Below are 12182 nucleotides of genomic sequence, written 5' to 3' on the forward strand. Positions count from 1 at the left end.
TCGTTGAATAACAGTGTTATATGATCCAATATTAAACTATATTGGCAAGTCATTTTGACACTGACCAGAAGATGATCGCCATGTTCGCGCGCTTTCCCTTGCAGGCTTCAAAGCTCCAGGATCGGCTGAGCCGGCTGGCCGAATGGTGGCCGGCGGCCCTTGTCGGCCTGGTGGCCTTGCTGGGTGCCGTGCCTGACGGCAACGCCCGCACGCTGATCGGCCTTTAGCCCGCCGCCTTCCGCTCGGTATCCCGGCGCCTGAGCTCGCGCCGCAGGATCTTGCCCGTGGTCGTGAGCGGCAGTTCGGCCACGAACTCGACCTCGCGTGGATACTCGTGGGCGGCCAGACGTGTCTTCACGAACGCCGCGAGGTCGGCCTTCAGCCGTTCGGTCGGGTGCGCGCCGGGCCGCAACTGCACGAAGGCCTTCACGATCTCGGTGCGGACCCTGTCCGGCACGCCGACCACGCCGACCATGGCCACGGCGGGATGCTTCATCAGGCATTCCTCGATCTCGCCCGGCCCGATGCGATAGCCGCCCGAGGTGATGACGTCGTCGTCACGGCTCTTGAAATAGACGTAGCCGTCCTCGTCCATGCGCCCGAGATCGCCGGTCAGCAGCCAGTCGCCTGCGTACTTGCGCGCCGTGGCCTCGGGATTACGCCAGTATTCCAGCATCACGATCGGGTCGTCGCGCCAGCCCGCGATCTGGCCCTCTTCGCCCGGCGGCAAAGGATGTCCGTCGGCGTCGACGATGGCGACCTTGCGGCCGGGACAGGCGCGACCGCACGAGCCCGCCCTGACCTCGAACCAGTCGGGCGAGTTGAGCAGCATCAGGTTCATCTCGGTCTGGCCGTAGCCTTCGGAGATGGTGGTGCCGAAGGTCGCTCGTCCCCAGGCGAGCAGTTCCTCGCCCATCGCCTCGCCGCCGGTGAAGATGGCGCGAACGTCGTAGTCTCCGTGCCGCCGCGGGTCGCCCACCTGGCGCATCATCTTGAGCGCGGTGGGCGGGATGAAGCTCACGCCGACCCGGTGGCGGGCGAGCAGCGCGAAGGCGCGTTCGGGATCGAACTTGCCGAAGCGATGGGCGAGCACCGGCGTGCCGTAGTACCAGGCGGGGAAGAGCGCGTCGTAGAGGCCGGCAATCCACGCCCACTCGGCCGGCGTCCACATGATCTCGTTGCCGCGCGGCCAGTGGCACAGCACCTGCTCCATCGCCGGGATGACGCCGAGCATCATGCGATGGGCGTGCAGCGCGCCTTTGGGCTGGCCGGTCGTGCCCGAGGTGTAGATCAGCAGCGCCGGATCCTCGGCGTCGCTGTCGACCGTGGCGAAGTCGTCGGACGCGACCTCCAGAAGCCTGTCCCAGTCGAGGAAGCCGTCGCCGTCCCTGCCGGCGCCGATCACGATCACGGTCCTGAGGTGCGGCAGGCGCTCCCGGACCGCCAGCACCTTGGGCAATTGCGTCATGTCGGTGACGATGGCCGAGGCCTCGGCATTGGCCATGCGGTACTCCACCGCGTCCTCGCCGAACAGGGTGAAGAGCGGCAGGGCGACGGCCCCCATGCGATAGGCGGCGAGATGACAGAGCGCCAGCTCCGCCCCCTGGCTCAGGAACACGCCGACCCGGTCGCCCCGGCCGACGCCGCGCGCGGCCAGCGCATTGGCCAGCCGCGAGCTGGCGGCCAGCAACTGCCCGAACGTCCAGTTGCGCACGCTGCCGTCGGCGTTCTCGACGATCAGCGCCAGCGCCTGGCGCGGCTGGCGCTCGCACACGGCGCGGCCGATGTTGAACTTCGCGGGCTTCGGCCAGCGGAAGCGCCGCATCGCCTCGTCGTAGGAGACGCCGCGCGGGATCACGGGCGAACGCTGTCGACGACGCGCCCCGCCAACAGCTCCTGCGGGGTCGGCACCCAGAGCGAGGCGGGCGGCGTCTGCATGATGCGGTTGACGAACTCCGGCGCGAGCCGCGCGCCGTCGAGGAGGAAGCGCCGGTCGTCGCGATTGCTCTCGTGCATGTCGCTGTCGCTCATGCCGGGAAAACTCGACCGATGGAAGCCCAGCCTGCCGTTCGGCGAAACGCTGCGCGCGACGCCGCCCAGGAAGGCGATGGTGCAGGCCGAGTAGCACTCGCCGTCGACATGGGTGGCGAGCCTGCGCTTGCGGAACATGTTGAACATCTCGAAGGCGGGGCCGGCGCGACCGCCCGGCCCCGACAGAACCACCTCGCGGACGCCGGGGTGCCGCTCGAGAGCACGGCGCACATCGTCGGCCGCGCCCATGCCGTAGGAGCCGCGGACGTTGAGCGTGCCGCCACCGCGGCCGACCGACACCTCGAGGTTGCTGAGCTCGGCATCGCCGGTGCGGATCGTCCACAGCTCGGCGATGGCGGGCACCGCGCGTTCCTGGGCGAGGGCCATGATGGCGACGACGGACGCCGCGGCCACACATGCCGCTGCCACGAAGGCCGGTCGCGAAGCGGCGCGTCGCGCCGCCCGGACGATCAGCAGCAACTGCCAGGCCGCGAACAAAGCGCCCGAGACGCAGAGCACGGCCGGCAGCAGCACGTGCATCCAGGTGACGTCGCTGCCGCCGAACACGGCGAGCGAGATGCTGCCGAAGCCGACGATCAGGGCGATGCAGGCCCACACCCCGCGGAAGTAGATCGTCTGGCTGAGCGGCGCCCAGCCGTCGTGCCACAATGGCACGCCGACCTCCTCGAGATAGCGGATGGCGCTGCGTCGAAGGCGCCTGACGCCGCCACGGTAGCCCAGCCTTGCGGCGAGCGGTGGCGGCACGGCATCGGGCTTCAGCCGGACTTCACGCAGCCCGAGGGTGCGCGTGGCGAGCTCGGCGAACCGGAGCAGGGTTTCGCCGTGACCGTCACTCGCCGCCGCGAGGTGCTCGACACTCAGGTGATCGGGCATCTGGGCGAGGTCGATGGCCGCCGCCGGACCGGCCGCGCCGTCGATCACGAACACCGCGCGCGTCCCGGTGTCTGTGGGCGGTGCGATCAGCGGGGAAAGTCGTGCCACGGCCGCGGCGTCGGCGGCGGTGGCGCGGCGGATCGCGCGGTCGGTGGCAGGCGGCTCGGCGGACAGGGTGGGGTGTTCCGGTGGACGTTGCGCCGCTATGCTGCGGCAACTCTCGCGGAGCGTCCACATGTCCCCCGACGATCTCGCCTTCGCCCCCGGGGCGCGGGCCAAGAACACCGCCTCCGGCGTCGCCGTCGTTCCCTCGGTGTGCCCGCACGATTGCACCAGCACCTGCGCCCTGGAGGTCGAGCGACTGGCGCCGGACCGCATCGGCCGCGTGCGCGGCTCGCAGCGCAACGACTATACCGCCGGCGTCATCTGCGAGAAGGTCGCGCGCTACGCCGAGCGCATCCACCATCCCGACCGGCTGACCAAGCCTTTGCGACGGGTCGGTCCCAAGGGCTCCCGGCAGTTCGCCGAGATTTCGTGGAACGACGCCTTGGATATCGTCGCCGAACAGTTCGTCGCCAAGGCGCGCCAGCATGGCAGCGAGACGATCTGGCCCTACTACTACGCCGGAACGATGGGCCTGGTGCAGCGCGACGGCATCAACCGCCTGCGCCACGCCATGAAGTACTCGCGCTGGTACTCGACGATCTGCGTCACCCTCTCCGACACCGGCTGGATCGCCGGCGTCGGCGCCAAGCGCGGCGCCGACGCGCGCGAGATCGGCGAGCATTCCGACCTGGTGGTGATCTGGGGCGGCAACCCGGTCAACACCCAGGTCAACGTCATGACCCACGCCATGCGCGCCAAGAGGCGCGGGGCCAAGCTGGTCGTGGTCGATCCTTATCGCACCGGCACGGCCGAGCAGGCCGACATGCATCTGGCAGTGCGGCCTGGCACCGACGGCGCCCTGGCGGTCGGCGTCATGCACGTTCTCTTCAAGGAGGGCCATGCCGACTGGGACTACATGCGCAAGTACACCGACGCGCCGGACGAGCTGGCGGCCCATGTCGCCACGCGCACACCGGAATGGGCGTCGGAGATCACCGGGCTTCCGGTCGAGGAGATCGTCGCCTTCGCTCGGCTGTTCGGCCGCAGCAAAGCCGCCTTCATCCGCGCCCATCACGGCTTCAGCCGCAGCCGCAACGGGGCCGCCAACATGCACGCCGTGACCTGCCTGCCCGCGGTCACCGGCGCCTGGAAATACAAGGGCGGCGGCGCGCTCTACGGCCACACCGGCATGTATCCGATCAGCAAGGCGCTGATCGAGGGCCACGACATGATCGACCCTTCCCTGCGCGAGCTCGACCAGTCGCGGCTCGGGCCGATCCTGGTCGGCGAGGCCGAAGCGCTGAATGGCGGCCCGCCGGTGACCGGCCTGCTGATCCAGAACACCAATCCGGCGATGGTCTGCCCCGAACTCGACAAGGTGCACAAGGGCTTCGCGCGCGACGACCTCTTCACCTGCGTGCACGAGCAGTTCCTGACCGAGACGGCGGCGTACGCCGATATCGTCCTGCCGGCGACCATGTTCCTCGAGCACGACGACTTCTACACGGCGAGCGGTCACACCTTCTTCCAGGTCACGAAGAAGGTCGTCGAGGCGCCGGGCGAGTGTCGCGAGAACCACTATGTCATCAGCGAACTGGCCAAGCGGCTGGGCGCCAGCCATCGCGGCTTCGACATGACTGCATGGGAGATCATGGACGAGGCGTTGAAGGTCTCGGGGATGTGGGACGCCGAGACCAACTGGCAAAAGGGCGGCCAGGACTTCCATCTGGGCTTCGAAACCTCGCATTTCCTCGACGGCTTCGCCTGGCCCGACAAGAAGTTCCGCTTCAAGCCCGACTGGGCAGCGTGGGGCGGTCGCGGCAGCGAGATGCCGAAGCTGCCGGACCATTTCGACGTCATCGACAAGGCCTCCGCCGACAAGCCGTTCCGGCTGGTCGCGGCGCCGGCGCGCACCTTCCTCAATTCGACCTTCACCGAAACGCCCTCCAGCCTGAAGCGCGAGGTGCGGCCGACGGCATTGCTGAATCCCGACGACTGCAAGGCGATGGGCGTCGCCGACGGCGACCGGGTCGAGGTCGGCAACGAGCGCGGCAAGACGATCGTGCATGCCAAGGCCAAGTCGGGTCAGCAGAGGGGCGTCGTCGTCGTCGAAGGCATCTGGCCCAACCGCAACTTCGAGACCGGCATCGGAATCAACGCGGTGACGTCGGCCGACCCGGGCTGGCCCAACGGCGGCGCGGTGTTCCACGACACCGCGGTCTGGATTCGCAAGGCGACGTGACGGGCAGCTTCCGGCCGGCGCCCAATCCGAGCATCGCCCAGGCGCAGGCCGAGCCGGTCGAGGGCCGCGCGCACGTGCTCGTCATCGGCAACGAGAAGGGTGGCTCGGGCAAGTCGACGACGGCGCTGCACGTCGCCGTCGCGCTGATGGCCGAGGGCGCGCGCGTCGCCACGCTCGATCTCGACGCCCGCCAGGGCACCCTGACCCGATATGTGGAGAACCGCGCGGCCTATGCGAAGCGACAGAACATCGACCTGACGATGCCGCTGCACGAAGCGGTGCCGGCGTCGGGCGACAAGGAGGACGAACGGGCGCGGCTCGAGGCGGCACTCCAAGCCGTCGTCGGCGGAGTCGATGTCGTCGTCATCGACACACCGGGCAGCGACACCCATCTGTCGCGGCTCGCGCACACCTGGGCGGATACGCTGCTGACGCCGCTCAACGACAGCTTCATCGATCTCGACCTCCTGGCGCGGGTCGATCCGGACACGCTCGAAATCGTGCGGCCCTCGATCTATGCCGAGGCGGTGTGGAGGCAGCGGCAGCTGCGCGCCGCGCAAGGCGGCCGGCCGGTGGACTGGGTGGTGATGCGCAATCGTCTGTCGTCGATCGCGGCACGCAACAAGCGCGACATGGGCGCGGCGATCGAGGCGCTGTCCAGGCGCATCGGCTTCCGCACCGCGCCGGGTCTGAGCGAACGGGTGATCTACAAGGAATTGTTCCTGAACGGCCTGACGCTGATGGATCTCGGACGCGGCGCCGGCGGCGGCCCGTCCTTGACGCTCAGCCATGTCGCGGCGCGCCAGGAGGTGCGCGATCTCGTCGCGTCGCTCAATCTGCCGCCGCGAGCGCCTCGCGCGCCATCGGCTGGCTGCGCGACAGGAACAGCCACAGCAAACCCGCGATCTGCAGGATGAAGAGCGCGGCGAACGACCAGGTATAGCCGTCGGGTGCGTAGCCCGTCGCCGTGCGCGGCCAGTGGTCGACCACCTTACCGATCGCCCATTGCCCGGCGAACAGGATCGTGAAGACCACCAGGTTGCAGCTGGTGCTGACGCGGCCGGCGTAGTCGGGCGGGAACGAGCGCGCGAGCAGCGGCATGTACTGGATGGGATAGGCGCCGAGGAAGCCGAACAGCAACCACGCCGCGACCGGCCCGAAATGCGGCACGAAGGCGATCCAGCCGCACACCAGCGCGAACAGCAGGCTGACGAAATTGGCCGACGCGAAGTCGCTGATGCCGGCGCGGCGGAAGCCGGCCGCGAACACGCCGCTCAGCGCGAAGCCCACCGTCATCGCCGCCGTGGTCGCGAGTTGGATGTCGGCACGCACCGCCTGGTCCGCGAAACCGCCGACGTCGCGCAGCCACGGGCCGATCCACAGGGTGATGCAGGCGATGAAGGCGACCTGCTGGAAGATCAGGATCGGCTGGATGCGCCAGAAGAAGCCGTCCCTCAGCACCACGCCGGTGATGCGGAATTGGTCGGTGAGCGTGCCGCGCGCCGGATGGGTGCCGCGCTCGGGCACCGCGGCGAACAGAATCACGGAGGTGACGAGGCAGATGCCGGCCAGCCAGAAGAAGAGACCCTGCCAGCTCAGCACCGACAGCGACCACTGCACCGGCAAGGTGGCGGCCATCGAGCCCAGCCCGCCGGCCATCATGTGGAAGCCGGTGATCAGGCCCCAGCGATGTGGCGGGTACCAGAGCGTGATCGCCTTGATCGCGGCCATCAGGCCGCCAGCGAAGCCGAGCCCGATCAGGATGCGCGCCAGGATCAGCTCGCCGAGCGAGAGGCTGAGCCCGAACAGCGCCGAGCCGACGCCAGCCAGGGCCAGCAGCACGACCTGCACGCGGCGCGGGCCATAGCGGTCGAGCATCACGCCCAGCACCGGCTGGCAGCCGGCGAAAAACAGGAAGAAGGCCGAGGTGAGCAGGCCGAGATCTCCCGCCGTGATGCCGACGTCGCGCTCGAGATAGGGGAAGATGACGGCATTCACGCCGCGGAAGACGTAGGACAGGAAGTAGGCGAGCGCGAACGGCAGGAAAACCCGCAGCAACAGCGTCGCGAACGATGGGACGTTTCCGGTCATCTCGTTGTCTTGTCGTGGGCGGCATTGCCGCGGACGTGGAATTTAGGCGGCGCACGCCGACCGGTCAAAACGCCGGTCAGTTCCGCAACGCGGCGATTTTTTGCCAACCGCGCGCCTCGAGCAGCCGGTCGATCGCCTCGATCCACGATACGGTCGTGGCGATGTCGGCGCCGGCCACTGGTGCGGGCGGGCGGAGCGGCGCGGGGGAAGATCGAGCGGAGCGCGACGCCCGCGGGCTTGCCGACCGTACGCTCGCGATCGGGCATCAGCCAACTGTCGGGCACGTAGGGGATCTCAGGCTTCCCGGAGTGCCGGGCGCGACCGGGCGTTTCACTTCGTGGCCGAACCGCACTCGAGCGCGATGCGCCGCGGCGTGAAGGTCGGCAGCGGCGGCTCCGGCGTGGCGAGCGGCCGCGGCCAGGCGCCGCTCGCCAATCGCTGCTCGATCACGGGAAGCAGTTGCTGCAGGACGATCCAGGCGCGCAGTCGGATGCCGCCTGCCGAATCGTGTATCGGGTCGATGAAGAGATTGGGGTCGAACGGCATGTAGCGGGCAACGTCGATGAACTGCAGTCCGTGAGTTGCGGCGTACTTTCGGAACACTCGGTTCTCGAAGGCGACGAGACGCTCGATGTCTCGATATCGGTAAGGAAACGACCCGATGTTCACGTGCTCGAGGAAATTCCTGTCCCGGATCGGATGGACCACCATTCCGTCCTTCACGATCCACACGAACGAACTGAGCGCGAGTTCGCCGTCCACCGCAGCGAGATCGGCGCGGATGATGTCGAGGTCGCGCTGGATCTGGTTGAGGCTGGCGGGCAGACGCGGGTAGTCGAGATCGGGGTCCTGTTCGTCCAGGTCGTTCGGCCACACCAGGCGGTAGTCGGGCTTGGGCCACTCGCCCCCATCCGAGCCGATATCGGACGCCACCAACGCCAGCACGCGCCGTGCCAGCGCCGAGTAGGCCGCAACGCCGCGCAACCACCCCGGCGCGTCGCTCGCCGGCTCGCGCTCCGGCGGTCTGGCGTCGGCCGGCAGGCCCTCGATGAGGCTGTGGATCTCGAACTGGTTGGCGCCTTCGTAGTAGACCACAAGATCGGGCCGGAGCGGCAGGATCTCCGTCGCCATCTCGGCGGCGATATCGATCGACGTCGTGCTCTCGCGGCCGGCGTTCAGGGCCTCGAAGCGCACGTCGAGGCCCCTGGCCTGGGCCCAGCGGTTGAGCCAGTAGCCGACGAACTCGGGATAGGAATAGGGGACGTGGTGGCCGCTCACCGTCGTCGAGGCGCCGACGAACACGACACGCACAGTGCGCGGCTGGCGCGGCACCTCGATCGGCGGACCGCGCCAGCCGATCTGGTTGGTGACCAGCCCGACCGGCGTCGTCGTATCGGGCAGGAAGCGGTAGGGCGGCGACGGCCTGCCGTCGGGCGGGTCGTAGACATACAGGAAGCCCGGCGCGTGCTTGAGCAAGGGGTGCCGACAGGGATCGCCGGCGAACTTCGAATTCCAGGCCTTGAAGATGTCGCTCGGCTGGAACGGGCCGAACTCGGCCGGGTTGCTACGGATGCGCCAGAACACATCCTGCCATTCCCGCGACGGCTTCGTCCGGTTGGGCAGCGGTGGCAGATTCTCGAAGAACCAGTCGCGCGACACGCCCGCCGCCAGCGGCACGGCGTCGCGATGCCCGGCCGTGACGTCGTCGCGTCCGCCCTCGGGCAGCGGCAAGGCGAACAGCGGAACGTCGTCGGCAACGCGCACGAACATCTCGGCGGCCACCGTCGTCACGACGATCGAGGCCAGCACCAGCAGGACATTGCCGAGCGGGGGGGCTCTGGTCTTCTTCACGCGGCTTGCTGCATAGTCAAAACGCAGCGGACGGACAATGGCCCCAGCTCGTGACATCTGATCCCAAGCTCCCCGGCAAGGCCGGCTCCAGTGCCGTCGACGCCTTCGTGCGCGAGGTCGGTCGCTTGCCCGCGACCCGCGGCGGCGGCGGCCGGCTGCTCTTCGCCATGGATGCGACGGCGAGTCGCGAGCCGACCTGGGATCACGCCTGCTCCATCCAGGGCGAGATGTTCGTCGCCGCCGAGGGGCTGGGCGGACTCGAGGTGCGGCTCGCCTTCTATCGCGGCTTCGACGAGTTCAAGGTGAGCCGGTGGACCGCCGATGGCCGTGAACTCGCCCGCCTGATGAGCTCGGTGCGGTGCCTGGCCGGCCGGACCCAGATCGGCCGGACGCTGCGCTACGCTGCCGACCAGCGCCGCGAGAGCCGCATCGATGCCGTGGTCTTCGTGGGCGACTGCTGCGAGGAGGACGTCGACCAGCTCGGCCACGAGGCGGGTCAGCTCGGCCTCCTCGGCCTGCCGGTGTTCGTCTTCCAGGAGGGGGGCGACCGGGTCGCCTCGCGGATATTCCCGCAGATCGCCCGGCTGACACGCGGCGCCTGGAGCAGGTTCGATCGCAACAGCCCCGACCAGCTCAAGCGCCTGCTCGGCGCCGTCGCCGCCTATGCCGCCGGCGGCCGGCCGGCGCTGGAGGCCTACGGTCGGAAACAGGGCGGGGCGGCGGCGCTGCTGACGAACCAGATGAAATGACCGGGGACCTTCGCGCCGCCGTCGAGGCCTTCTTCGACCGCGAAATCCTGCCGCGCCATCGCCAGTGGGTGGAGCACGTCCAACGCCGGGGCGAGGCCGCGCCATTCCTGGCGGGATTGCAGCACAAGGCGCGGTCGGCGGGCTTGTGGAACCTCGCCATGCCGGGCCGCCTTTCGAACGCGCGGTTCGCGCCGCTTGCCGAGATCATGGGACGCCTGCCGTGGGCGCCCGAGGTTTTCAACTGCCAGGCGCCCGACGTCCCCAATATGATCATGCTGCAGCATGCCGCCACGCCCGAGCAGAAGAAGCGCTGGCTCGAACCGCTGCTGGAGGGCCGTGCCCGCTCGGCCTTCGGCATGACCGAACCCGACGTCGCCTCGTCGGACGCCACCAACATCGCCACGAGCTTGCGGCGCGACGGCGGCGACTGGGTCGTCGATGGCCGCAAATGGTACATCACCGGTGCCGCCCATCCGGACTGCGCCTTCGTCATCGTGATGGGCGTGTCGCAACCCGATGCGCCACGCACGTCGCGCCATTCCTGCCTGATCGTCCCGATGGACGCACCCGGCCTGCGCATCGTGCGCGAGCTGCGCTTCATGGGCTGGCAGGATCACATCGCGCCCATCGCCGAGCTGGAGTTCACGAACGTGCGCGTGCCGGCGGAGAACCTGCTGGGCGGCGACGGCGAGGGCTTTGCCGCCGCGCAGGTGCGACTGGGGCCGGCGCGCCTGCATCACTGCATGCGGACCGTGGGTCTCTGCGAGGTGCTGATCGAGCTGATGATGGCGCGCGCCGCCGAGCGCCGCGCCTTCGGTCGCGCCGTGATCGACTACGATGCCACGCAGCAGGCCATCGCCCGCTCGCGCTTCGAGCTCGAGCAGGCGAGGCTGCTCGTGCTGCAGGCGGCCGAGCGGCTCGACCGCGAGGGCCATGCCGCTGCCTGGCGCGAGGTCTCGATGATCAAGGTCGCCGTGCCCGAGACGGCGCAGCGCATCGCCGACCGCGCGCTGCAGATCTTCGGCGCCATGGGCGGCAGCGACGACGCGCCCATCCATCACGCCTTCGCCATGGCCCGCCTGTTGCGCATCGCCGACGGGCCGGACGAGGTCCATCTGCGCCAGGTCTTCCGCCAGGAACCGAAGGCGCGCTGGACGGTGGCGGATTCTCCCTATGTGACGCGCGGGGCCTGAGGGCGCCGGGTCGGGCGCAGAAAGAGGTTGCGGATCACCGCGGATGTCGTACAATTACGATTGTACGATCCGGTTCTGCGGGATGCCGCCGATCTTCCCATCGACTTCCCTGTTTTGCTGCACGGTCTCCGGTGGGTTTTGGTTGTGAATTTTGGCGATTTTGGCGATTTTGGCGAACGATTTTGGTTCCGAGATCGGACCATTTGTACGGTTTCTGCAGTTCCTGCAGTTTCTGCAACGCCTTTCGGCCGACTGACCGAAAGTCAGGCGCCCAGCAGGCGAGCAGTCCAGCGTCCCGGCAGGGTCGCGCCCAGCCAGACGGCGGCCTTGGTGCCGATCGGGAAGGCGATGCGTGCGTGGTTGCGCTCGAGGCCGCGGCGGATGATGGCGGAGGCGCGCTCGGCCGACATCAGGAACGGCATCGGGAAGGGGGCTTGCGCCGTCATGGGCGTGGCGACGAAACCGGGGCAGACGACACTGACGCCGATGCCGAACTTTTTCAGGGGATAGCGGATGCTCTCGCCCCAGACCCGCACCGCCGCCTTGCTGGCGTTGTAGGACGCCGAGTAGGGCAGGCCGATGAAGCTCGCCAGCGACGAGACGATGGCGATCTGCCCGGCCTTGCGGTCCATCATCTTGCGGACCAGCGGCTCGACGGTGTTGAGAACCCCGCCGATGTTGACGTCCATGGTCTTGCGCACGATGGCGAAGTCGTCGAGCGAGGAATTGTCCTTGTCGATCGAGATGCCGGCGTTGGCGACGGCCAAGTCGACGGGATGCGCGGCGTCGAAGCCCGCGAGCCAGGCGGCCATCGCCTCGCGGTCGGCGGCATCGATGACGCGGGCGTCGACCGTCGCTCCTCTGGCGCGGCAGGCATCGGCTACGGCGTGGAGGCGCACAGGGTCGCGTCCGGAGAGCGCAAGGGCGATGCCGGGCGCGGCATAGTCGCGGGCGAGCGCCTCGCCGATGCCGCTCGAAGCGCCGGTGACGACGATGTTGGTGAAGCGTTTCATGGGTGGATAACCT

10 protein-coding genes are annotated in these 12182 nt (G+C 68.8%); 5 read left to right on the forward strand and 5 right to left on the reverse strand.

The features are described from left to right. Window positions 1–71 precede the first annotated feature (71 nt). On the forward strand, window positions 72–227 hold the full coding sequence (locus KIT25_10390; GenBank protein UYN97309.1) for a hypothetical protein: 156 nt from the start codon (window positions 72–74) through the stop codon (window positions 225–227). On the opposite strand, the gene KIT25_10395 is transcribed toward KIT25_10390, so the two are convergent. Then, window positions 224–1825 (reverse strand): AMP-binding protein, encoded by a 1602-nt coding sequence (locus KIT25_10395; GenBank protein UYN97887.1) that lies wholly within the window; start codon window positions 1823–1825, stop codon window positions 224–226. The two genes, KIT25_10390 and KIT25_10395, sit on opposite strands and share 4 nt — an antisense overlap. 29 nt (window positions 1826–1854) lie before the next feature. Continuing rightward, window positions 1855–3162, reverse strand: coding sequence for a hypothetical protein (locus KIT25_10400; GenBank protein ID UYN97310.1), 1308 nt, complete (start codon window positions 3160–3162; stop codon window positions 1855–1857). On the opposite strand from KIT25_10400, the gene KIT25_10405 reads away from it, so the two are divergent. Beyond that, window positions 3161–5272: a molybdopterin oxidoreductase family protein gene (locus KIT25_10405; protein UYN97311.1), complete on the forward strand. Its 2112-nt coding sequence runs from the start codon at window positions 3161–3163 to the stop codon at window positions 5270–5272. The genes KIT25_10400 and KIT25_10405 overlap by 2 nt on opposite strands. 32 nt (window positions 5273–5304) lie before the next feature. Beyond that, on the forward strand, window positions 5305–6189 hold the full coding sequence (locus KIT25_10410; protein UYN97888.1) for an AAA family ATPase: 885 nt from the start codon (window positions 5305–5307) through the stop codon (window positions 6187–6189). Here KIT25_10410 and KIT25_10415 read toward each other — a convergent pair. Together KIT25_10415 and KIT25_10420 are read right to left on the reverse strand one after the other, a co-directional pair. Beyond that, window positions 6104–7363 carry an MFS transporter gene (locus tag KIT25_10415; protein UYN97312.1) on the reverse strand — a complete coding sequence of 420 codons (1260 nt, stop codon included), beginning with the start codon at window positions 7361–7363 and terminating at the stop codon, window positions 6104–6106. The two genes, KIT25_10410 and KIT25_10415, sit on opposite strands and share 86 nt — an antisense overlap. Before the next feature lie 330 nt (window positions 7364–7693). Beyond that, window positions 7694–9214, reverse strand: coding sequence for a hypothetical protein (locus KIT25_10420; protein UYN97313.1), 1521 nt, complete (start codon window positions 9212–9214; stop codon window positions 7694–7696). A gap of 50 nt (window positions 9215–9264) precedes the next feature. Here KIT25_10420 and KIT25_10425 point away from each other — a divergent pair, with 50 nt between their 5' ends. Continuing rightward, window positions 9265–9963 carry a VWA domain-containing protein gene (locus KIT25_10425; protein ID UYN97314.1) on the forward strand — a complete coding sequence of 233 codons (699 nt, stop codon included), beginning with the start codon at window positions 9265–9267 and terminating at the stop codon, window positions 9961–9963. Further along, window positions 9960–11156, forward strand: a complete 1197-nt coding sequence (locus tag KIT25_10430; protein ID UYN97315.1) for an acyl-CoA dehydrogenase family protein — start codon at window positions 9960–9962, stop codon at window positions 11154–11156. Before KIT25_10425 ends, KIT25_10430 begins: the two co-directional genes overlap by 4 nt. Before the next feature lie 263 nt (window positions 11157–11419). On the opposite strand, the gene KIT25_10435 is transcribed toward KIT25_10430, so the two are convergent. After that, entirely contained in the window at window positions 11420–12169 is a 750-nt protein-coding gene (locus tag KIT25_10435; protein ID UYN97316.1) for an SDR family NAD(P)-dependent oxidoreductase, read from the reverse strand. Window positions 12170–12182 lie beyond the last annotated feature (13 nt).

The organism is Enhydrobacter sp., from assembly GCA_025808875.1.
Taxonomy (GTDB): domain Bacteria; phylum Pseudomonadota; class Alphaproteobacteria; order Reyranellales; family Reyranellaceae; genus Reyranella.

Excerpts from the sequence above, each read along its gene's own strand:
- KIT25_10415 (UYN97312.1), bottom strand. The coding sequence starts at position 7,363 with ATGACCGGAAACGTCCCATCGTTCGCGACGCTGTTGCTGCGGGTTTTC.
- KIT25_10405 (UYN97311.1), top strand. The coding sequence starts at position 3,161 with ATGTCCCCCGACGATCTCGCCTTCGCCCCCGGGGCGCGGGCCAAGAAC.
- KIT25_10435 (UYN97316.1), bottom strand. The coding sequence starts at position 12,169 with ATGAAACGCTTCACCAACATCGTCGTCACCGGCGCTTCGAGCGGCATC.
- KIT25_10400 (UYN97310.1), bottom strand. The coding sequence starts at position 3,162 with ATGTGGACGCTCCGCGAGAGTTGCCGCAGCATAGCGGCGCAACGTCCA.
- KIT25_10390 (UYN97309.1), top strand. The coding sequence starts at position 72 with ATGATCGCCATGTTCGCGCGCTTTCCCTTGCAGGCTTCAAAGCTCCAG.
- KIT25_10430 (UYN97315.1), top strand. The coding sequence starts at position 9,960 with ATGACCGGGGACCTTCGCGCCGCCGTCGAGGCCTTCTTCGACCGCGAA.
- KIT25_10395 (UYN97887.1), bottom strand. The coding sequence starts at position 1,825 with ATGCGGCGCTTCCGCTGGCCGAAGCCCGCGAAGTTCAACATCGGCCGC.